Origin of the sequence: Microcoleus sp. Z1_B2, assembly GCF_036700325.1 — a bacterium.
Classification (GTDB): Bacteria; Cyanobacteriota; Cyanobacteriia; order Cyanobacteriales; family Microcoleaceae; genus Microcoleus.
Window position 1 is genome coordinate 54,371 of record NZ_JAUBOQ010000009.1, and the last position, 25,304, is coordinate 79,674.

General features: G+C 43.3%; 7 protein-coding genes and 1 pseudogene. 6 read left to right on the top strand and 2 right to left on the bottom strand.

Annotation, left to right across the window (positions count from 1 at the left end; genetic code table 11):
* Nucleotides 1-4 precede the first annotated feature (4 nt).
* From cydB to QT984_RS29755, 5 genes and pseudogenes are all read left to right on the top strand, one after another.
* A complete protein-coding gene (cydB, locus tag QT984_RS07170; protein WP_333056367.1) occupies nt 5-1,018 on the top strand; it encodes a cytochrome d ubiquinol oxidase subunit II in 1,014 nt (337 codons plus the stop codon).
* Between the two features lie 622 nt (nt 1,019-1,640).
* Nucleotides 1,641-7,022 carry an AAA family ATPase gene (locus tag QT984_RS07175; protein WP_333208007.1) on the top strand — a complete coding sequence of 1,794 codons (5,382 nt, stop codon included), beginning with the start codon at nt 1,641-1,643 and terminating at the stop codon, nt 7,020-7,022.
* Nucleotides 7,023-7,186: 164 nt separating this feature from the next.
* Nucleotides 7,187-12,577 (top strand): AAA family ATPase, encoded by a 5,391-nt coding sequence (locus QT984_RS07180; RefSeq protein ID WP_333056368.1) that lies wholly within the window; start codon nt 7,187-7,189, stop codon nt 12,575-12,577.
* 90 nt (nt 12,578-12,667) lie between these two features.
* Nucleotides 12,668-18,118: an AAA family ATPase gene (locus QT984_RS07185; RefSeq protein WP_333056369.1), complete on the top strand. Its 5,451-nt coding sequence runs from the start codon at nt 12,668-12,670 to the stop codon at nt 18,116-18,118.
* A 160-nt stretch (nt 18,119-18,278) separates the two neighbouring features.
* A pseudogene (locus QT984_RS29755) lies at nt 18,279-18,448 on the top strand (sensor histidine kinase); the annotation flags it as partial.
* Between the two features lie 129 nt (nt 18,449-18,577).
* On the opposite strand, the gene QT984_RS07190 reads toward QT984_RS29755, so the two are convergent.
* Together QT984_RS07190 and QT984_RS07195 are read right to left on the bottom strand one after the other, a co-directional pair.
* The gene (locus QT984_RS07190) at nt 18,578-20,800 is read right to left on the bottom strand and encodes a PAS domain S-box protein (protein WP_333056370.1); all 2,223 of its coding nucleotides are present in this window, start codon (nt 20,798-20,800) and stop codon (nt 18,578-18,580) included.
* A gap of 412 nt (nt 20,801-21,212) precedes the next feature.
* Nucleotides 21,213-22,691: a leucyl aminopeptidase gene (locus tag QT984_RS07195; protein WP_333056372.1), complete on the bottom strand. Its 1,479-nt coding sequence runs from the start codon at nt 22,689-22,691 to the stop codon at nt 21,213-21,215.
* 338 nt (nt 22,692-23,029) lie between these two features.
* Between QT984_RS07195 and QT984_RS07200 the strand changes: the two genes are divergently transcribed.
* On the top strand, nt 23,030-25,231 hold the full coding sequence (locus tag QT984_RS07200) for a transglycosylase SLT domain-containing protein (protein WP_333056373.1): 2,202 nt from the start codon (nt 23,030-23,032) through the stop codon (nt 25,229-25,231).
* Nucleotides 25,232-25,304: the final 73 nt, after the last annotated feature.

Genomic DNA, 25,304 nt, shown 5'->3' on the forward strand with positions numbered 1-25,304 from the left:
TTTTATGCAAGCTTTGGAGCATTTTCTCCCGCAAGTTTGGTTTGTAGTTTTGGCTTTGTTTCTCCTGCTATATGTCATGCTAGACGGTTTTGACTTAGGAGTAGGAATCCTGTCTCTGACTGCTTCCGACGAGGAACGCCGGGGCATTTTAATGACGAGTTTGGGCAACGTTTGGGATGCGAACGAAACTTGGCTGGTGTTGATGGGAGGCGCTCTGTTTGGCGCATTTCCCCTCGCTTACGGCACGATTTTAACAGCGCTGTACATACCGATTTGCATGATGCTTTTTGGTTTGATATTTCGGGCTGTGGCCTTTGAATTTCGCGAGCATTCTAATCGCAAATTATTCTGGAATTATGCCTTTGGTGCGGGCAGTTTTTTAGCAGCTTTAGCTCAAGGATTTGCCTTGGGTGCTGTGCTCGAAGGCATTGCGGTTGATGAAGCCGGTCATTTTGTGGGTTCTACTTGGGATTGGCTGGATTGGCGATCGATCTTGGTTGCTTTGACGCTGATTCAAGGCTATGTTTTGATCGGTTCAACCTATCTAATTATGAAAACGGAGGGCGAACTGCAAACAAATCACTATCGCACGGCTAAAATTGCGGCGGTGACAACTTTAATCGGAGCGATTTTAATTACGATCGCCACTCCGATTTTTTACGAAAGTGCTAGATCCAGGTTGTTTGAGAAACCGCTAGTTTATGTTTTTGCCACAATTCCTTTGCTGGGAGTGCTGTTGGTAGGACTGTTGCTGAAAAGTCTCGCCAGCAAAGAAGAACGCACGCCGTTTATCTGGACCATTCTAATTTTTTTGCTCACTTTCATCGGCTTAGGATTGATTGTTTTTCCCTACATTATTCCCTCGAAAATCACGATTTACCAAGCCGCTGCTTCGCCCAGCGCCCTGGTATTTATGATTGTGTTCATCGGCTTTCTGATCCCGATTATGATTTTTTACAACATCTACAATTATGTTGTTTTTCGGGGTAAGGTTGTCGGCGGTCACTACGGGGAATAAAGCATAATACAACCGCAAATGTAGGCAAATATACGCAGATAGTATCAAGTTTATATCCGGGTTTATCTGCGTATATTTGTGGTTAAAAAATACAAATTATTGTTTTCTGATACCATCAGAACTTAGGAGCGCGAATTAAATAACTTACAATTTTAATTGTTATTGTGGGATGGGCTCTTATAGCCCGTCCAAAAAGGACGGGCTATAAGAGCCCATCCCACTTTCAAGAGTGGAAGTTATTTAATTCTCATTCCTTACACAACCATACTATACATAACATAGCGCAAATAGTGCGGAGTAGGCAAAGGAACTAATTTAGGATTAGCGATCGCACGTCATGCGATTTGAAATTGGAAATTTGAGATTTAAGATTTGAGATTGCTCGCACGGATGAGTCCGGGGGTGGCGATCGGGATGGCGAGCTTTTTTTACAGGTAAACGGATGAATCCGGATGCTTGTGACCAAATTGCTTTGGGTAAAAGAATAGTTGATAAACATTGGGAAAAAATTACAGTTAATTCTGTCCCTACCGAGGCTGCAGAGTTGGCGATCGCTATCTTTGTCAAATAATAAAATACAATGGAATAGAAGGTTTTAATTTAACTGTTGTATAAACGAGTTATGGATGCGATCGCAAATTTGTCAGGTTATCAGATTACAGAGCAACTTTATGCAGGTACACGTACCCTAGTTTATCGAGGCATCCGTACCCGCGATCAATACCCAGTCGTCATCAAACTGCTGCGAAATGAATACCCCACCTTCAACGAAATCGTCCAGTTTCGCAACCAATATACCATTGCCAAAAATCTCGACTTCCCTCACATCGTCAAACCCTTGACGCTGGAAGTATACCAAAATAGCTATGCCCTCGTAATGGAGGACTTTGGCGGAGTCTCCCTATCTACTTATCTAAAAACAGCAACAAATAACACCCAACCATCTCCAGCTTTACGTTTAACCGAATTTCTCCAAATCGCCATACCACTAACAGACATTATTCACTATCTATACCAAAACCGAGTCATTCACAAAGATATTAAACCCGCTAATATTCTCATTAAGCCAGACACCAAAGAAATTCAACTAATTGACTTTAGTATTGCATCCCTCCTACCACGAGAAACCCCAGAAATTCAGAATCCCAATATTTTAGAAGGAACATTAGCCTATCTCTCCCCCGAACAAACAGGACGGATGAATCGAGGCATTGACTATCGTAGTGATTTTTATTCCCTGGGTGTGACCTTTTATGAATTGTTAACAGGACAGTTGCCATTTGTCTCAGATGATCCGATGAAATTGGTGCATTGTCACCTCGCTAAACACTCGATACCGAGCCATCAAATAAATCCAGAAGTTCCCCTAATTTTATCTAAAATTGTCAGTAAGCTGATGGCGAAAAATGCCGAAGACCGCTATCAAAGTGCATTGGGCATCAAGCACGATTTAGATAATTGCTTATTTCAGTTACAACAAACAGCCTATATTGAATATTTTGAACTAGGAAAGCGAGATATTAGCGATCGCTTTACTATCCCTGAAAAGCTCTACGGTAGAGAAAAAGAAGTCGATAAACTATTAGCTGCATTTGAGCGAGTCAGCCTGGGAGCAACGGAAATGATGCTAGTAGCTGGTTTTTCGGGAATTGGGAAAACCGCCGTTGTTAATGAAGTTCATAAACCCATAGTCCGTCAGCGTGGTTATTTTATCAAAGGCAAGTACGATCAATTTCAACGCAACATTCCCTTCAGTGCCTTTGTGCAAGCCTTCCGCAACTTAATGAGTCAATTGCTATCCGAATCAGATACCCAACTGCAAACATGGAAAACCCAGATTTTAGCAGCAGTGGGAGATAACGGACAAGTTTTGATTGACGTGATTCCTGAGTTAGAACGCATAATTGGCGCTCAACTTGCTGCAACAGAATTGTCAGGAAGTGCCTCCCAAAATCGCTTTAATCTGCTCATGCAGAAATTCGTGCAAGTTTTCACTAGCAAAGAACATCCTTTAGTGATGTTTTTGGATGACTTGCAATGGGCGGATTCAGCTTCCCTGAATTTGCTACAATTATTGATGATGGATACAGGGTATTTATTAGTATTAGGAGCCTATCGAGACCATGAAGTTTCGCCAGTGCATCCATTTATTTTGACAGTGGATGAGATAGTAAAAACTGGGGCAACTGTGAATACGATTACTTTGCAACCGTTAAGCCAAACTGATATGAATTTGTTGGTGGCGGATACGCTCAATAGCGAATCATCTCTTGCCCAACCTTTGACCAAATTAGTATATCAAAAAACTCAGGGAAATCCTTTTTTCGCCACTCAGTTTCTCAAGGCATTACATGACGAGCAGCTCATTAGCTTTAACTGGGATATTCGGCATTGGCAGTGTGATATTGCCCAAGTCAAAGCCTTAGCAATCACTGATGATGTCGTTGAATTCATGGCTTTGCAATTGCAGAAGTTGCCGCCAGCAACTCAGGAGGTTCTCAAATTGGCTGCTTGTATTGGATCGCAGTTTGATTTGAATACCTTAGTAATTGTCAGTGAGCAATCTGCTGCAATGACGGCTACGGCTTTATGGAAAGCATTGCAGGAAGGTTTAGTTATTCCCACAACCAAAATCTATAAGTTCTTTACCGAATCGGATAGTGATGAAATTTTCCAGGCTTCAGCTAATCCCACTTATCGATTTTTACACGATCGCGTCCAGCAAGCCGCATATTCCCTGATTCCCGATTCAGATAAAAAAGAAACTCATCTCAAAATCGGACAATTACTTCAGCAAAATTGTTCAAAAATAGAGCAAGAAGAAAAACTGTTTGATATTGTCGGACATTTGAATCGAGGAATTGAGTTAATTCCCCAACCGAGCGAACGAGAAGCATTAGCTAAACTGAACTTAGAAGCCGGTTGTAAAGCCAGAAATTCTACCGCCTACACAACAGCTAGAGTTTATCTGCAAACAGGGATTGATCTACTAACAGCCGACTGTTGGCAAAGCCAGTATGAATTAACCCTGAAACTCTATGTTGCTGCTGCTGAAGCAGCCTATTTGAATGCTGACTTTGACAGCATGGAAGAGATTGCAGCACAAGTTTTGCAAGCAGCCCAGACAATCTTAGACAAAATCAAAATTTACGAAATTCAAATCGCCGCCCAGACAGCACAAAGCAAGTCACTAGAAGCCATTGCAGTAGCAAGAGATGCACTCTGGCAATTGGGGATTGAACTACCCAGTGCACCTGACGAAGCCTTGATTAGCCAAGCGCTACAAGCTGTTGCTAGCCAACTCCAAGGTAGACGGATTGAAGACCTAGCTAATCTGCCGATGATAACTGATGCCAAGGCTCAGGCTGCCATGCCACTGTTAGGAACGTTATATTCTCCCATCTTTCTGGGAATGCCCGGTTTGCTGCCCCTACTTAGCTCCAAGATGGTGAGTTTATCGCTCTCCTTTGGGAACACGCCAGCATCGACGGTGGGGTATGGCATTCACGGACTGGTGTTGTGTGCCTTTTTGGGAGAGGTGGAAACGGGGTATGCCTTTGGTAAATTGGCACTTTCATTGCTGGATAGGTTTAATGTCCGGGAATTCAAGTCCATGATTCTGAATCTATTTGGAGCCTTTATTCAGCATCGCAAAGAAGCAATGAGGGCTGTGATGCTGACGACGAAAGATAGCTATACGGCTGGCATGGAAACTGGCGATTTTCTAAGCGCTGGCTACAGCATGGTCACTTACAGCTATATGAACTTTTTCAGTGGAGTAGAACTGAGCAATTTGGAATCAGAAATAACAAGTTACAGCGCCGCCTTGGCTCAGGTAAAGCAATATTCGGCTCAGATTTATGTAGATATGGTGCGGCAGACGGTGAATAACTTAAAGGAAGTTGAGATTCTGTCGGATTGCTTAATCGGCCTAGCCTACGATGAAACAGTGATGATTCCCAAGCATAATCAGGATTATGAATTCACTGCCATCGCCGAGGTTTATATCTACAAACTGTTGCTTGCTTACTGCTTTGGTAACTACAAAGAGGCTAGCAATTACGTTAGCCAAGCCCAGCCCTATTTGATAGCAGTACCAGGATGTATTTTTATTCCCATTTTCCATTTCTATGCAGCCCTGACGCACTTGGCGCTTTTACCCACACAGCCAGAAATTGAGCAAGCTGATATTTTGGCATCTGTGGAAATCCATCAAACGACTCTGCACCAGTGGGCGCAAAATGCTCCCATGAATCATCTCCATAAGTGGTATTTAGTTGAAGCAGAAAGGCAGCGGGTTTTGGGTTACAAGGCAGATGCACTGGAAATGTACGATCGCGCGATCTCCCTCGCTAAAGAAAATCTCTTCCTCAACGAAGAAGCCCTCGCCAACGAACTCGCCGCCAAATTCTACCTAAAATGGGGCAAAGAAAAAGTAGCTCAAGCCTACATGATTGAAGCATATTATTGTTATGCCCGCTGGGGAGCTAAAGCCAAAATTGACGATTTGGAAAAACGTTATCCTCGCCTACTCGGTATTATCATTCAGCAAGCTCAAGCCTTTAGTTCATTAAAGGAAACGATCGCCCGCGGCACAATTACTTATAATACCAACTCTTCTAGCAGCAACTCTGAATTTCTCGATTTGCCTACTCTGATCAAAGCCTCTCAAGCCATTTCTGGGGAGATTGAACTAGATAAACTCCTGACTACTCTCCTAAAAATAGCGATCGCGAATGCTGGCGCCACTAAGTGTGTCTTATTGCTCAAACAAAAACAGTATTTACAGGTAGCGGCGCTTGTAGCAGAGGGACAGGAACCTGAGCTATTACCATCAATACCTCTAGAATCAAGTCAGGATGTAGCAATTAGTTTGGTTAACACTGTCAAGCGTAGTTTGAAACCTTTGGTAATAGTTGATGCTAGGGTAAGTTCCCAGGTTGGGAGCGATCGCTATATTGAACAGCACCAGCCGATCAGTGTTCTTTGTATTCCAATTCTTAATCAAGGCCAGTTGATAGGAGTTTTTTACCTGGAAAATAACCTGACGGTTGGGGCCTTTACGAGCGATCGCATTGAAGTGCTAAATTTGCTAGCTTCTCAAGCTGCTATTTCCTTAGAAAATGCCCGTTTGTATCAAGAATCTCAACAAGCATTCACAGCTCTCAAGCAGGCACAATTAACAATTGTTCAAAGCGAAAAGATGTCAGCATTGGGAAACTTAGTGGCTGGCGTGGCTCACGAAATTAATAATCCCGTTGGTTTTCTGGGGGGTAATATTCAACCAGCCTTAGATTATATCAAAGATTTGTTTGGATTGCTCGATTTGTATGAAGAAAAATATCCCCAACTCGATCCAGAGATTCGAGAGGAAATCGAGAACATCGATCTGGAATACATCCGGGAAGATTTACCGAAATTAGTAGGTTCGATGCGGGAAGGCGTGAAGCGGATTCGGGATATTAGTACCAGTCTAAGGACATTCTCCCGTGCCGATACTAACTATCCCGTAGCTTGCAATATCCACGATGGCATCGATAGCACCATTATGATCCTGAAACATCGCCTCAAGGCTAACGAAACTCGTCCAGAAATTCAAGTGATTAGGGAATACGGTAATTTGCCACCCGTGGAGTGTTATGCCGGACAGTTGAATCAAGTATTTATGAATTTGTTAGGTAATGCGATCGATGCTTTGGAGGAATCAAATCAAGGACGTAATTATGCAGAAATACTCAACAAAATTATAATTAAAACCGACATTTATCGGGATCGAAAGCAAGCGATACTTTGCATTAAAGATAACGGTGTCGGCATGAGTGAAGCAGTGCGAGAGAAGATTTTTGATGAGTTATTTACTACCAAGGAAGTAGGAAAAGGCACGGGGTTGGGATTGGCGATCGCACGGCAGATTGTAGTTGAGAAACACGGCGGTACAATCGAGGTAAATTCTGTATTGGGAGAAGGGACGGAGTTTAGAATTTTATTGCCGATGAAAGGATAAGCATATCTTGATAGATCGCCATCTTTATCCTCAAAATAGAAAAAAATAAAAGCGGTAGAGTTGGTATGCTGGGGATTTCGCACGCAGTTCTATTTTTCTCAGACTTGACGAATAAAAGTGTATACTTAGTGGCAAGAGTCAATGTCTGAGATGGAGTAATCCAGATGAATGCAGTAGTGGATTTAACGAACCGAATTTCGGGATATCATCTGGGCGATCAATTATACTGCGGTTCGAGAACCCTAGTTTATCGAGCCATCCGAGAAACAGATCAGCTTCCGGTTGTCATTAAACTATTAAATCGAGACTATCCCAGCTTCAGCGAACTGCTGCAATTCCGCAACCAGTACACCATCGCCAAAAACCTAAGTCTGCCCGGAGTCGTTGAACCCTACAATTTGGAATCCTATCGCCACAGCTATGCCCTAGTAATGGAGGATTTTGGCGGTATTTCTCTGCGAGACTACGCCCAAGAGCACTCGCTGACTCTAGCAGAAGTATTGGAAATTGCCATTCAAATAACTGACATCCTTGACGCACTATACCGAAACCGAGTCATCCACAAAGATATTAAGCCAGCTAACATCCTAATACATCCCGAAACTAAACAAATTAAACTCATAGACTTTAGCATCGCCTCCTTACTGCCAAGAGAAACTCAAGAAATTCAAAATCCCAACGTTTTAGAAGGAACCCTCGCCTATATTTCTCCCGAACAAACTGGACGAATGAACCGAGGTATCGACTACCGCACTGACTTTTATTCTCTGGGGGTCACATTTTACGAATTGCTGACAGGAAAACTGCCATTTGAATGTGAAGATCCGATGGAGTTGGTTCACTGCCATATTGCCAAACAACCTCCGGCAATAAACAGCAAAGAAATCCCGCAGGTGGTTTCGGATATTGTCATGAAGCTAATGGCAAAAAATGCCGAAAAACGCTATCAAAGTGCCTTGGGGTTGAAGCATGACTTAGAACGATGTTTGCAGCAGTGCCAAGAAACTGGAAAGATTGAAACTTTTGAGTTAGGAAGGCGGGATGTCTGCGATCGCTTCCTGATTCCTGAAAAGCTTTATGGTCGTGAAACTGAAGTAAAAACCCTGTTGAGTGCCTTCGATCGCGTGGCAAGTGGCACATCCGAATTAATGCTAGTCGCTGGGTTCTCCGGGATTGGAAAAACGGCTGTCGTCAACGAGGTACATAAACCGATTGTCCGGCAGCGGGGCTATTTCATCAAAGGCAAATTCGACCAGTTTAACCGCAACATTCCCTTCTCGGCATTTGTCCAGGCATTCCGCGATTTTATGGCACAATTACTCAGTGAAAGTGATGCCAAACTCAAGGCGTGGAAAAATAAGATTTTAGAAGCGGTTGGGGAAAACGGACAAGTAATTATTGAAATCATCCCCGAATTAGAAAAAATTATTGGTCAACAGCCAGCCGCCCTTGAATTATCAGGAACTGCTGCCCAGAATCGCTTTAATTTATTATTTCAAAAATTTACTAAAGTCTTTACCAGCTTAGAACATCCATTCGTAATGTTTTTAGATGATTTGCAATGGGCAGATTCAGCATCACTAAAGTTAATGCAGGTCTTAATGGGTGATACAGGTCATCTTTTATTAATTGGTGCGTATCGTGATAACGAAGTCCACCCAGCGCATCCATTAATGTTAACTTTGAGTGAGATTCAAAAAACACCAGCAACGATTAATAGGATTACTTTAGCAGCACTCAATAAAGTCACAGTAAATCAATTAGTTGCTGATACCCTTAAATGTACTGAAAGTTTGGCATGGACTCTTTCTGGATTAATTTATCAAAAAACTCAAGGAAATCCGTTTTTTGCTACTCAATTTATCAAGGCATTACATCAAGATGAATTGATTTATTTTAACTGGGAAGAGGGTTGTTGGCAATGTGATATCGCACAAGTAAATCAGCTTGTTTTTACAGATGATATTGTTAGCTTTATGGCCTTGCAATTAGAAAAATTGCCTACCTCAACTCAACAGGTGTTACAGCTAGCAGCTTGTATTGGAAATCAGTTTGATTTGGCTACTTTGGCGATGGTTTCTGAACAATCCCAAACCGAAGTGGCTGCAAGTTTATGGAAAGCCTTGCAGGAAGGTTTGATTTTAGCCCAAAGTGAAGTTTATAAGTTTTATGTTGGGGAAGAATATCAATTACTTGACCCAGAAAATTCTGAGATTGTTGCATATAGATTTTTACATGACCGGGTGCAACAAGCGGCATACTCCCTAATCCCCGCCGATGAAAAACAAACCGTTCACCTGAAGATTGGACAGTTAATCCTGAGTAACACCCTCGAAAGCAACCGGGAAGAACGCATTTTTGAAATCGTCAGTCAACTTAATGTTGCGGCTGAATCAATCGTCCAATCCGCAGAACGTCAAAGATTGGCGCAATTTAATTTGATGGCAAGTCGCAAGGCAAAAGCAGCGATCGCCTATACTGCCGCCTGCAAATATGCCGAAGTGGGCATTGGGTTACTCACTCAAAACAGTTGGCAGCATCAGTATGAGTTGACGCTAGCACTCTATCAAGTCGCCACAGAAACCGCCTATCTGAGCGGTGATTTAGAGAAAATGGCAGCCAATGCCCGCCTTGTCCTGAAGCACGCCAAAAGCCCATTAGATCAAATCAGCGTTTATGAAGTGAAGATTGAGGCATTCACTGCTCAAGGTCATTTTACTCAAGCGATCGCGGCGGCACTTGCCATCTTAAAGCAATTGGGAGTGGAACTGCCTGCAGCCCCTACCCAGGAAGATGTGGCGGCTGCCTTTAGTACCGTCTCCGATGCGATTGGAGAGCGTTTGCCTGGTGAGTTACTCAACCTCAGCGAAGCAAGGGATGTGAACATCTTGGCAGCGGCTCGAATTTTGACATCGGCAGCACCGGGCGCTTATCTTTCTCAGCCACTGTTGTATTTACTGGTGATTTTAAAAAAGGTTTATCTGTCCATCGTGTATGGCAATGAGTCAACCTCGACCTTTTGTTATGCCTCTTATGGGATATTGATGTGTGGTGTGTTGGGAAAAGTTGAATTAGGTTATGAATTCGGTCAGTTAGCCCTTGACCTGCTATCACGTTATCCCAATTCCGAATTAAAGGGGAAAACTTTATCACTCGTCTATGTGTACACAAGGCATTGGAAAATGCACCTGCGTGAGACATTACAGCCCTTGCAGATGGCTTATTGTAGTTGTTTAGATGTAGGCGATTTGGCTTTCGCGGGCTACTCTGCCTATAACTACGGTTTTTACTCCTATTTTGCAGGGCAGAATTTAACGCAACTGGAGCCGGAAGTTGCCGGATATTGTGAATCGCTCAAGCACCTCAAGCAAAATCTAACTCTGACTTATTCCCAGTTGAATCGACAAATTCTGCTGAATTTAATGGGGGATGCAGATAACGTGGTGGTGTTGAGCGGTGCAGCGTACAATGAACAGCATCAACTTCCATTACATGAAACAACGGGCGATCGCACCGGATTAGCATTGCTGTGGATTAACAAACTGATTGTGTCCTATCTGTTTTCAGAGTTTGAAGAAGCTGTAGAACAGGCTGGGCAGGCAAGACAGTATTTGGATGCTGTCCTTGCTTTTTTATATGTACCAATCTTTCATTTTTATGAGTCTTTAGTCCAGTTAGCATGGTTTGGCCAATTTTCGGATCCAGAAGAGCAGCAAATGAAAGAATGCGTCGCTGCTAACCAAGAAAAACTAAAATACTGGGCAACTTATGCGCCGATGAATTTTTTGCACAAATTTCATTTAGTCGAGGCGGAACGAGAGCGAGTACAAGGTAATAAAGCTGAGGCATTAGAGTTGTACGATCGCGCGATCGCAGGAGCCAAAGAAAACGAATACCTCCAAGAAGAAGCGTTAGCAAACGAATTAGCTGCAAAATTCTACCTAGATTGGGGAAAAGAAAAAGTTGCCGCCAGCTATATGCAGGAATCATATTACTGTTATGCCCGTTGGGGAGCTAAAGCCAAAGTTGAACACCTAGAACAAAGCTATCCCCAATTACTTCATCCCATCCTGAATCAGCCGAAACTTCGCTTTAATCCTCTAGAGACGTTGGTAACGATTAGCCAGTCTTCGCACATTTCTACCACCAGCAGCACCAGTATTTCCGATGCCCTTGATTTCGCATCTATTGTGCAAGCTGCTCAAGCTTTATCGAGTAAAATTCATATTGATGAATTACTCGATACCCTCAATCAAATTATTTTGAAAACTTCTGGCGCAGAAACTTGTGCTTTGCTACTCCCCCATCGGGATGAATGGCAAATCCGGGCCATAACTCACATCAATCCAGATAATGAGTTACCCACAACCTTACTGCAAACCCAATCTATCGATGGCTCGGAGATGATTCCGCTCAAGCTGGTTTATTATGTCAAACACACCCTGGAAACTGTGGTTATTGAAGGTGGCAAGACGGATATTCCGGGTTTAATGAATGACTGTACGCTCCAGTATCACTCTCAGAGTATGCTATGTACTCCGATTATCGATCGCGGGAACTTAGTTGCGATACTTTATCTCGAACATAGCTCGACGAAAGGAGTGTTTACTCGCGATCGTCTCCTCATCCTCAACTTCCTCTGCACTCAGGCTGCCATTTCCCTAGAAAATGCGCGATTGTATCAGCAAGCGCAGGACTACGCCCACCAGGTTGAACAATCACAACTGCAATTAGTGCAGAGCGAAAAAATGTCGGCTTTGGGCAATTTAGTGGCCGGGGTTGCCCATGAAATTAATAATCCCGTGGGATTTATTTCTGGCAATATTCATGAAGCGATCGCCGCCGTCAAAGATATTACAGAATACTTGCAGCTATATCAAGAAAAATTTCCGAGTCCCGGTGAGGAGATTGAAGAAAAAGCTGAAGAGATCGATATCGAATATCTTTTAGAAGATTTGCCAAAAATGTTGCATTCTATGCAAGTCGGGTGCGATCGCATTCAAGGTATCAGCACCAGTCTTCGTACCTTCTCCCGAACAGACAAAGATTACAAAGTTTCTTTCAATATTCATGACGGAATTAACAGTACGATTTTGATTCTCAAACACAGATTGAAAGCGAACGAACAGCGTCCAGCGATTGAAGTTGTGAAAGAGTACGGGAACTTGCCCTCTGTCGATTGCTTCCCCGGACAACTCAATCAGGTGTTTATGAATATCTTGGCAAATGCCATTGATGCACTGGAAGAATCTAATCGGGAACCGAGTTTAGATAAGATTAAAACCCCAGCCCATTGCATCACGATTCGGACAGAAAGACAGTCTTCTGAGTGGGTGAGTATTCGCATTTATGACAACGGAACAGGCATAGCAGATGAGATAAAATGTCATATTTTTGACCACTTATTTACAACTAAAGGTGTGGGTAAAGGCACGGGGTTAGGATTGGCGATCGCACGGCAGATTGTAGTTGAGAAACACGGCGGTAAAATCGAGGTAAATTCTGTATTGGGAGAAGGGACGGAGTTTACAATTTTATTGCCTACAAACGGATGAAGTTAATTATGCGATCGCCGCCTTTAACCCTTACACATAGAGGCGCACATTAATTTTTAGCAGTCACTATTTGAGATGAGGAGAGCCAAAATGAATGCAGGTATAGATTTAACCAGTCCAATTGCCGGATACCGTCTAATCGAGCAACTGTACAGTGGTTCTAAAACCCTGGTTTACCGAGCTTTTCGAGAAATCGATCTGCTTCCCGTTGTCATTAAACTATTCAATAGAGACTATCCCAGTTTCAGCGAACTGCTGCAATTTCGCAACCAGTATACCATCGCAAAAAATTTACGTCTGCCGGGAGTCGTTGAACCTTACTGTCTGAAATCCTACCACCACAGCTATGCCCTAGTGATGGAGGATTTTGGCGGCATTTCTCTATGGCAATACGCCCAAGATAGATGCCGAAGACGGATCGGTGAAGCACCTACGCTGACTTTAGCAGAAATATTGGAAATTGCCATTCAAATAACTGACATCCTTGACGCACTATACCGAAACCGAGTCATCCACAAAGATATTAAGCCAGCTAACATCCTAATACATCCCGAAACTAAACAAATTAAACTCATAGACTTTAGCATCGCCTCCTTACTGCCAAGAGAAACTCAAGAAATTCAAAATCCCAACGTTTTAGAAGGAACCCTCGCCTATATTTCTCCCGAACAAACTGGACGAATGAACCGAGGTATCGACTACCGCACTGACTTTTATTCTCTGGGGGTCACATTTTACGAATTGCTGACAGGAAAACTGCCATTTGAATGTGAAGATCCGATGGAGTTGGTTCACTGCCATATTGCCAAACAACCTCCGGCAATAAACAGCAAAGAAATCCCGCAGGTGGTTTCGGATATTGTCATGAAGCTGATGGCAAAAAATGCCGAAAAACGCTATCAAAGTGCCTTGGGGTTGAAACATGACTTAGAACGATGTTTGCAGCAGTGCCAAGAAACTGGAAAGATTGAAACTTTTGAGTTAGGAATGCGGGATGTCTGCGATCGCTTCCTGATTCCCGACAAAATCTATGGACGAGAAACCGAAGTAAAAACGCTCATACAAGCCTTTGAAAGAGTCAGCAAAGGTGCAACAGAAATAATGCTCGTTGCGGGTTTTTCAGGAATTGGCAAAACTGCCGTTGTCAACGAAGTTCATAAACCCATTGTGCGGGAACGGGGTTATTTTATCAAAGGAAAATACGATCAATTTCATCGCAACATTCCCTTCAGCGCCTTTGTGCAAGCATTCCGCGATTTAATTGGGCAATTGCTATCCGAATCAGATTGGCAATTAGAAACATGGAAAAGCCAGATATTAACTGCATTAGGAGACAATGGACAAGTCTTAATTGACGTAATTCCTGAGTTAGAAAATATTATCGGTAAACAGCCAGCCGCCCTTGAATTATCGGGAACTGCAGCCCAAAATCGGTTTAATCTCCTATTGCCCAAATTTGTGCAAGTATTTACCAGTAAAGAACATCCATTAGTCATGTTTTTAGATGACTTGCAATGGGCAGATTCCGCATCACTTAACTTGCTGAACTTATTGATGCAAGAGGCTGGGTATCTATTAATATTAGGTGCTTATCGAGATAATGAAGTCTCCCCCGTACATCCATTTATTTTAACAGTGGATGAAATTGTTAAAACTGGGGCAACGGTGAATACAATTACTTTGCCACCGTTAAGGGAACCTGATATGAATCAGTTAGTGGCAAATACACTGAATTGTGAATTATCCCTAGCCGCTCCTTTGACAAAATTAGTGTTTCAAAAAACTCAAGGTAATCCTTTTTTTGCGACTCAGTTTATCAAAGCATTACATGATGACAAGTTAATTAGCTTTGATTGCAAAAAGCAATATTGGCAATGCGATATTGCCCAAGTGAAGGCCTTAGCAATTACGGATAATGTGGTTGAATTCATGGCATTGCAATTACAGAAATTGCCCCGAGAAACTCAGGATAGTCTCAAACTAGCGGCTTGTATTGGGGCGCAGTTTGATTTGAATACCTTAGCAATTGTCAGTGAGAAATCTGCCGACAGTAGCGCCACAGCTTTATGGAAAGCCTTGCAAGAAGGTTTGGTAATTCCTACTACCGAAATTTATAAGTTCTATACCCAATCTGATAGTGAAGAAGTTTTCAATGATTCCGCCAATCCGACTTATCGATTTTTACACGATCGCGTCCAACAAGCGGCTTATTCATTGATTCCTGACGAGCAAAAACAGCAGACTCATTACCATATTGGGAAACTACTCCAACAAAACTTATCAGAAATAGAAAAAGAGGAAAAGCTGTTTGATATTGTCGGGCATTTGAATTTAGGAATTGAGTTCATGACTCAAGCTGAGGAACGGGAAGCCTTAGCCAGATTGAACTTAGCAGCCGGACAGAAAGCCAGAAATTCTACAGCCTATACAAGCGCCAGAAGTTTTGTGAAAACAGGGCTGGAGTTACTCACTGAAAACTGTTGGGAAACTCAGTATGAATTAACCCTGAATCTTTATGTGGCTGCGGCTGAGAATGCCTACTTAAATGCCGATTTTAATGGCATGGAAGAAATGGCAGCTCAGGTTTTGCGATCGGCCAAAACAATACTAGATAAAGTCAAGATATTTGAGATTCAAATCAACGCACTGACAACTCAGAGTCAGATGTTAGAAGCGATCGCGATCGGCACTAATGCCCTAGCACAATTGGGGATTGAACTCCCCTATGAAACTGACGAAGCCTTGACACGCATTGCATTACAAAACCTTGCCAACCAACTGGAGGGCAAACAGATTGAGGAACTGGTTAACCTTCCCGTGATGAGCGATCCTCGGACAATCGCGGCGATGCAATTGTTAGGCATCTTGTTTCCGGCTATTTTTATGGGAAATCCTGCCTTGCAGCCTCTGCTTTGTGCCACAATGGTCAGTCTATCACTTGAATTTGGAAATACACCAGCATCAACAATCGGGTATGTGGGTTATGGCATTGTGCTGTCTGGTTTTTTATCAGAAGTAGAGAAAGGTTATCGCTTTGGGCGAGTAGCACTGAGCTTACTCAATCAGTTGAATTGGCCAGAATTTAAATGTATCACTTTACTTTGGTTTGGCTGTTTTATTCAGCATCGTCAAGAACCACTGAGGGCAGGAATCCCAACTGCGAAAGAAGGCTATTTAGTCGGAATGGAAACAGGTGATTTTCTGAATGCTGGTTACTGCGTCAGTAGTTATTTATATAATAATTTTTTTTCGGGAGTAGAGCTTGATGATTGGCACGCAGAAATAGAAAATTACTGTGTTGTCTTAGCGACTGTGAAGCAATATTCTCCTATGGTTTACCTGAAGCTGGCACAACAGGCGGTGCATAACTTGAGCGAAATTGTCAAGCAACCGGATTTGTTAATCGGTGAGGCTTATGATGAAAAGGTGATGTTTCCTCAGCACAATCAGAATAGTGAGCTTACTGCACTCGCTCTTGCCTATAACTACAAACTAATGCTTGCCTATCTCTTTGGCAATTACACCAACGCCCTAGACTACATTGCCCAAGCAAGCCTTTATTTGAAGGTAGCGGCAGCAATGATTCATACTCCGGTTTTCCATTTCTATGCAGGGTTAACCTACTTGGCACTCTGCTCTAGGCAGTCAGAAATTGAGCAAGGGAACACTCTCGCTTTGGCAGAAACCCATCAAACCACTCTGGCTCAATGGGCAAACCCTGCCCCGATGAATCACCAACATAAAGTTAACTTAGTAGAAGCAGAAAAATGCCGAGTTTTAGGCAAGAATTACGAAGCTGGAGATTGGTACGATCGCGCCATTTCAGGAGCCAAAGAAAATGGTTATATCCAAGAAGAAGCTTTAGGCAACGAACTAGCTGCAAAATTCTACTTAGATTGGGGGAAAGAAAAAGTTTCACAATCTTACATGATTGAGGCGTATTACTGTTATTCTCGTTGGGGTGCAAAGGCTAAAGTCGCTTATTTAGAACAACACTATCCACAACTACTGAAAGCTATTCTTCAACCTACTAAATTTGTCATCCCCTCTGGAAAAACTATCAACCAGACCAGGATGGGAAGCCTAACTAGCGTCAGTAGTAGCGAGAATTTATGGTTAGATTTTCCAGCAGTAATGAGGGCCGCACAAGCCATTTCACAAGAAATTGAATTAGAGAAACTATTAGCCACTTTGATGCAGATTACGCTCGCGAATGGGGGAGCACAAATCGGTTGTTTAGTTCTTCTCCAAGACTGCCAATGGTTAGTCGTCGCTCAAGCCGTTGAAAAGCAGACAAAAATATTAGAAATTCCTCTGGAACAATATCAGGAAATTCCTCATAGTTTGATTTATGCGGTGGCACGAACTCAAGCGACGGCTGTTTTTGACAACTTAAGTACAGCCGACCAATTTGCAGGCGATCGCTATATTATCGCTCATCAACCTCAATCAGTTTTATGTACTCCAATTATTCGGCAAGGAAAACTCGTCGGTATTGTGTACTTAGAAAATAACTTAACAGTGGGAGCATTTACTAATGAGCGAGTAGAAATTCTCCAGATGCTCTCAGCTCAAGCGGCGAATTCTATTGATAATGCTCGTTTATATAAACAAATAGAGAAATATTCCCAAAGCTTAGAAGCAGAAGTAGCGCAAAAAACGGAAGATTTAAGGCAAAAAGCTTTTGATTTAGAGCAAGCCTTTAAAAACTTACAACAAACGCAAGCACAATTAATTCAGAGCGAAAAAATGTCATCTCTGGGTCAACTGGTAGCTGGGATTGCTCACGAAATCAACAATCCAGTAACATTTATTCGTAGTAATGTTGGACATATAGAGGATTATGTCAAAGATTTGCTTATTTTACTTAATATTTATCAACAAGAGTATCCTGAAGCCAGTAAAGTAATTAAAGCGAAAATAGAAGAAATGGATTTAGAATTTATCTGGGAAGATTCAATTAAAATTCTGCAATCTATGAAAGCAGGGAGCGATCGCATTAGCCAAATTATCCTGAGTTTGCGTAACTTTTCCCGCTTAGATGAAGCCGACATGAAAGCAGTAGATTTACATACCGGAATTGAAAGCACTTTGCTAATTTTACAAACTCGCTTAAGACTGAGCGATGGCAAATCAGAAATACAAGTTATTAAAGAGTATGGAAATCTGCCCAAGGTCATTTGTTATGCTAGTGAGATAAATCAAGTATTTCTGAGTATTATCAGTAACGCTATTGATGCTCTTCAATCAATTGATACAACAGACAAAAGTCCTGCCATCACGATTCAGACTGAAGTTATAGAAAAAGACAGGGTTACAATTAAAATAACTGATAATGGTGCCGGTATTCCGGCGAATATTCAATCCCGAATATTCGATCCATTTTTTACAACTAAACCAGTGGGTAGCGGTACTGGTTTGGGTTTATCTGTTAGCTATGGTATTGTCAAAAAACATGGGGGAAAATTAACCTGTAATTCGAGAGTTGGAGATGGTACAGAGTTAGCGATCGAGATTCCTATCAGGTATATTAGAACCTAAAGAAGGTTCTTAGGAATGAGAATTAAATAACTTCCACTATTGAAAGTGGGAGGGGCTCTTATAGCCCGTCCACTCATGACGGGCTATAAGAGCCCATCCCACAATAACAATTAAAATTGTAAGTTATTTAATTCGCGATCCTTACTCCTACACCCGTTGGGAGGTCAAACAAAAAATATTCGATCATTTATTGACGACGAAAGCGGTAGGGAAAGGAACGGGATTAGGATTGGCGCACGGCTGATTGTAGTTGAGAAACACTTTAGTATGCTAGAAGTCAACTCAACTTTAGATCGCGGTACAGAATTTATAATTTCACTGCCATGTTGAACATTACCTGGGTAATTTATAGCCAATTTTGGGATTTTTATTGAAAATTGAAAGTTTTTTACACCCGACTTTACAATTTATAGTGAGGGATAACTTCTGCCAAAGTCTTGATACTTCCGTCGGGCTAATTCATAAAGGAATCTCGATCGCAAATTCCGTACCTTCTCCTACGGTGGAACGGCAGCTTAAGGATCCGGCGTGTTTTTCCGCGACAATTCGGTAACTGATGGCTAACCCTAAACCAGTGCCTTTTCCCATCGGTTTTGTCGTGAAAAACGGGTCAAATAATCGGCTACGCACGTCTTCTGTCATGCCGATCGCATTATCGGAAATGCGAATACAAATACTATTTTCGTTCAGGGCTTCTGTGCGAATGCTAATAGTTGGTTCCCAATCGTCGCCGCCGGCTGCCGCTCGCCTTTTTTGGTTGCAAGCATCTTCCAATGCGTCAATACTGTTGCTCAGCAGGTTCATAAATACCTGATTTAGCTGACCTGCATAACATTCTATTAAGGGGAGTTTACCGTAATCTTTGATTACTTTAATTTCTGGATAGTCGCCTCTGGCGCGCAGTTTGTTGTGTAAAATTAGCAGCGTATTGTCTATGCCTTCATGAACGTTGGTAGGCTTTTTTACCGAGTCGTCTAAACGCGAGAAATTTCGCAAGCTCAGAACTATTTCGCGAATGCGATCGGCTCCCATTTTCATCGAAGATAATATTTTCAGTAAATCTTCTCTCAGAAATTCTAAATCGATATTGTCAATACATTCTTGAACTTCTACCAGCGGCTGAGGATAGTGTTTTTGGTAAAGTTCTACAAGCTGCAACAAGTCTCTGATATATTGGCTGGCGTAGGAAATATTGCCGTAGATAAAACTGACAGGGTTATTAATTTCGTGAGCTACTCCAGCTACCATTTGACCGAGACTTGACATTTTTTCGGTATGAATTAGATGAGCTTGAGTTTCTCGGAGTTCTTTGAGAGCGATTTCTAGCTGCTGGGCTCTGTTGTTGGCGATCGCCTCGGAGAGGCGCAAAGCATCCTCCGCTGCTTTGCGCTCTGTGATGTCAAAAATGGCGCCGTTGAGGGATAAAACTTTACCGTCTGCGTTGAAAAGGGCTTGACCTTTCTCTGCAACCCACCGCACATTTCCGTCGCAGTGAATTAGGCGATATTCGATGATGTAAGGTTGTTTTGTCTTAATAGCCCGATCGATAATTGTCTCGATTTGCTCCACGTCATCGGCATGAACTATACTCGGAAAAGCCTGCACCGGTTTTTGCATAAAGTTAGCTGCCGGATAGCCGGAAATAGCTTCGATGCCACTGCTGATAAAAGTTACGCTCGATCGCCCCGCAGCACTGCAGCGGTAAACCGCACCGGGAATGCTAGAAACTAATGACCTAAATTCTTCTTCCCTTTCTCGCAAAGCTGCCTCAATCCGCTTGCGTTCGCTAATGTCACGAGCAAACGCACACTGATATTCTTTGCCGTTAAATTCCAAATGGTTGATGGTAATTTCTACGGGAAAAATGCGACCGTACTTAGTGAGGTGGTGAACTTCAATATTAACCGAACCGCAGCGTTTTAAGACTTTCCAGTGCAAACTCCAAGCAGTTTGGGGAAAATCTGGATTGATGTCGTGCACGGTCATCGAGAGCAATTCTGCGGCAGAATATCCTAATGAAGTGCAAGCAGCGTCGTTGACGTACAAAAATTTACCGTCGGGCCCGATCCAGAATATCGCATCTGCCGATCGGTCGATCGCAAATTGAGTCAGTTGCAACTTTTCCTCAACCCGCTGGCGATCGGCAATTTCTTTTTCTAACTGTTCGTTAAGCGAATTGAGAGCTAAAGTGCGATCGACAATAGTATCTAAAGGGTAAATATCGAGCAATTGTTTTGCCAATTCTCCTTTCTCGATATCATATTCGGGCTGATTTTGTTCTACTTTTTTTAAAGACATTTGTTGAAATTTTTCTTTTTGATTGAAACCAGACTCGGCAAGTGCTTTCGGCATGAGGGCGAGGGCAGTTGCGGCTAAAAGCAAAGAAATCAAAGCACTTGCTGCTTTGAGAGTTATCAACAGCCAATATATGGAATGCCAAAGCGTCCAAACTTCCGTCAATTTAGCGGCGCTCCAGGCAAAAAAAACAATGGCAAACAGCCGGAAAATCTTGCGCTGAGAACCTTGGCGGGTAAAATAAACTAACGATAGGGCGATCGAGCAATAAGCCAGTGCCGTCAGCGAGTCAAAAACAGCGTACAATCGCAACTCCGGCACCAGGTTGCAGGCGAGTCTAGAAGATACAGCAAGTGTGGAAAAAAAAATTGTTAATTGTTCTTGCATAAAGTTCAAGAAAAAAATTATCTGTACCAATGCAAATCGGATCAAATCTAATTATTTGATTTCGGCTAGTGAAATATTTACATAATTATATACTTTTTTCATTTTTTATGAAACAGCTATTTTTTCAGGAAATGTCAAAACTGTCGAGGTGGGGCCCTGGGAACGAAGTTTTTCCCAAGCATGAGCCATGCCGAGCGTCACGGCTCGCAACGTAAGCATTGCTCCCTGTGACGGAATACATAGGTTTGCCTACTGATTGCTTCAGAAACATTTAAATAGTTAACGATCGCTATTAAATTTTCTTTGAGATTACTTAAGCAGTGAGCCAGGGGTTAAAAACCCCTGGCTCACAGATGGACTAACAGACTTTTAAGGCAAAGAAAATCTCAATTTTTCCGCTGGAAATCCACAATTAAGCACCGCCCAGCGCCCAATGCACCAAAGTCCGAACACCAAAACCAGTAGCCCCAGGGCCATTATAGCCATTTTCTTTGTCAGTCCAAACCGGGCCGGCAATATCTAAATGCGCCCATGCAGTATCCTTTACAAACTGCTTCAAAAATAGCGCCGCCGTAATCGAACCGCCGGGACGCGGGCCAGTATTTTTCATGTCGGCGTGCAATGCTTTCAACCCCTCAAAATACTTCTCTTCCATCGGCATCCGCCAAAATTTTTCGCCGGCCAATTCTGAGGCGGCGACTATTTCGGCAGCGACGCTATCTTGAGGACTCCACAAACCCGCGATATCGTCGCCTAAAGCAATTACGCAGGCCCCGGTTAGAGTTGCTAAATCTACTATTGCGTCAACTCCCAATTTATCAGCAAATACCAAAGCATCAGCCAGGGTTAAACGACCTTCAGCGTCGGTATTGTTGACTTCAATTGTTTTGCCGTTGGAAGCTGTAAGAATGTCTCCAGGGCGCATGGCGCGGCCGCTGATCATGTTTTCTGTGACGGCGCTGATAAAGTGAACTTCCACATCGGGTTTGATGTGACCGATCGCCTTTGCCGCTCCCAAAGTAGCCGCAGCGCCGCCCATATCTACTTTCATCATTTCAATGCCGCTGCCCGCACCTTTGATGTTCAAACCGCCAGAATCAAAGGTCAATCCTTTGCCGACAATTGCTATTTTGCGGCGCGGTGTGCCTTCGGGTTTGTAAGTTAAATGGATGAATTTAGGCGGTAAATCAGATGCTAGGGCAACGCCGAGAAAGGCTCCCATTCCAAGTTTTTCGCAGTCTTCTCGCTCCAATATTTCTAATTCTAAACCGCATTCGGTAGCTAGACTTTGAGCGGTTTCTGCCATGGTAATCGGGGTGACAAAATTTGCAGGCGCTGCGACTAATTCCCGTGCTAAAATGACTCCGGCAGTGATTTGGCGGGCGCGGACGATCGCACTTTCGGTACCGGCAAAACCGAGCAAATGAATTTGTTCGAGTTGCGGGCTTTTGTCTTCCTGTTCCGATTTGAAACGGTTGTCTTGATTCAAGGAGAGTTCTACACCTTCGGCGATGGCGCTTGCTGTAGAATCCGGCGCGTTTTTCCACACCGGAAAGCTAATTCCGAGGGTTTTGCATTTCTCTTTTTTGGCTAACTTGGCGCAAACGCCTGCAGCTTGCCGCACGGTGTCTAATTTTAAGTCCTCTGTTTTGCCCAAACCGACGATCGCAATTTTGCGAATGGGATTATTGCCGCCGACGCGGGTGATGGCGCTCGTGCCCACTTTGCCCTTAAAATCTACTTCCAGTAGCAGCTCTTTCAAAGTGCCTGCAAGCTTTTCATCTAATTGTGCCAGCTCGCCGGTGAATTCCAAGCCGTCCTCAAATAGACCAATTGCCAGGGCGTCTCCTGTCCAAACAGAGCGGGGCGTATCGGTGACTAGAAATTCCATGTTTTGATTTACACTTTAGATTTTAGATTTTTGATTGTACTTTGCAGTGGGTGGTTTGTGGTTTTTCGTTGGTGCGGGGAAATAGATCGATCGCACAAATTTTCGGCTCCACATCAAAATAAATTCTGCTACTATATCAGCCAAGTCCGCCTGCGATCGGATCTTCCACCAATCTCAATCATCTGTTTGGGGGTCGGCTGTCCGTTTTTGCCCCACTATTAACATTTATTTCTCGTTGAACAGGCATCCTGCCTGTGATGGCGTAGAACACCCATCCTGCCTCTGATGGCTCTTGACAAACGATCGGTTCTCTATATCTTATTCTCTTAAATTTTCCCATGCTAAAACGACGCCGGGCCCGATTTTCTGTTTTAATCAGCGTTTCAGTTTGCGTTATTGCGATCGGCTCTTTGGTTGCTGCGATGAAATTGATGGGTTTGGGCTCATCCCAGAAGGCCGAGCAGCCCCAGAATGCAGCGAATTCCGAATCGCAAGTCAAGATGCTGGTATCGCTGTCACCGAGCGAGCGATCGGCGAAATTAGTTGAAATTGCAGCCAGTCAGCCTCCTGCAAGTACGAACCCGCAGCAGCAAATCTCCCCTCAAAGCCGCGCCCGCTACCTGCTGGCCAGCGATTTAATCCAGCAAGGAAATGCCGCCAAAGCATTAAAATTATTGGACAAATTAGAGCAAGAATATCCGGTTTTAGCCTCTCACATTGCCCTAAAAAGGGCCCGAGCTTACCAATTGAGCGGCGACAAAGGCAAAACTAAAAAAGCTTGGGAGGAACTGCTCAAAAACTATCCGAGGGACCCGGTAGCAGCGGAAGCTTTATATGTTTTAGGCAAGTCAAAACCGGAATATTGGCAACAGGCAATTACTGAATTTCCCGCTCATCCCCGCAGCGTAGAAATTGCTCTCGGCAAGTTAAAAGAAAATCCCAATCAGCCCCAGTTAATGCTGCTAGTAGCAAAACACGGTCATTATGTCAAAGATTACGGGACAATTGTGGAACAACTGGTGCAGCGAAACAGCGCAGGTTTGAAACCGGAAGATTGGGAAGAAATTGCCTTTGGCTATTGGGAAAAACAAGATTATGGCAAAGGAGCTATTGCTTACGGGAAAGCTCCCCGCAACGCCAAAAATCTTTACCGCAAAGCTCGCGGTTTGTGGCTCGACGGAAAAATCCCGGAATCGAGAATTGCCTATCAAGAATTAGTGCGCGATTTTCCCGATGCCGAAGATACTGGTTTGGGTTTAATTCGGCTATCGCGGCTGAGCGAACCGAAAGAAGCGATCGTTTTGCTCGATCGAGTTATTAGCAAATTCCCCAATCATGCCCCCGAAGCTTTGTTAGATAAATCCCAACTTCTCGACAAAGCACGCAGTGGTCAATCCGCCTCAGATACCCGGAAGTTGCTCTTGACAAAATACAATAATTCTGATAAAGCAGGCGAATTGCGGTGGACGATCGCCCAACAGTTTGCCAAAGGCGGAGATTTAAAATCAGCTTGGCAGTGGGCCAGAGAATTAACCACCCATAATCCCGACAGCGAACAAGCTCCAGAAGCAGCATTTTGGGTCGGGAAATGGGCACAGCAACTCGGTCGGCAACAAGACGCCAAGACTGCATTTGAGTACACTATATTACGCTATCCAGAATCATATTTTGCGTGGCGATCGGCTGTACTTCTCGGCTGGCCCGTCGGCGACTTTACCACAGTCCGAGATTTGTCTCCCAATGTAGTGCGGCCGCCTCAGCGCCCCGAACCAATGGCAGGTTCTCCTGCCTTGAAAGAACTCTATCAATTAGGTCAAGATAGAGATGCTTGGACGCTGTGGCAAATAGAATTTATCGACCGCGTAGAACCCAGTATTGCCGAACAGTTTACCGACGGTTTAATGCGAGTTGCAGTCGGAGACAATTTAGACGGTTTGTGGATGGTTGGGAGTTTGCGGCAGCGCGATAAACCAGATGATAGAACCCAATACCTCGAACTCAGACAGCAACCGATTTATTGGCAAGCACTTTATCCTTTTCCTTACTTAGAAACCATTGTCAAATGGTCGCAAGATCGCAAAATAAATCCAGTATTAGTAACAGCATTGATCCGGCAAGAATCGCGATTTATGCCCGCTATTAAATCATCAGTTGGCGCCACAGGTTTAATGCAAGTAATGCCGGAAACAGCAGCTTGGGTTGCTGGACAAATTAGCCTCAAAAAGTATTCATTGGAGAATGTGGACGACAACGTTAAACTCGGTACATGGTATTTGGATCACACTCACGACGAGTACAAGAATAACTCGATGTTAGCTGTGGCGAGTTATAATGCCGGGCCAACTGCAGTATCAGATTGGTTGAAGAGGTTTAATTTTAGTGACCCGGATGCTTTTGCGGAAAAGATTCCGTTTCCTGAAACCAAAGGATACGTAAAATCGGTGTTTGAGAATTACTGGAATTATCTGCGGATTTACAATCCAGAAGTTAATCAGTTAATGAGTGAGCATTATGCGGCTGCTCAGAAAAAAGCAAAGTGAATTATTCGTGGTGTGGGGGCGGGTTTATCTAAATTGTTGGTAATCCTTAGATATTTTTGGTGGAACCCGCCCC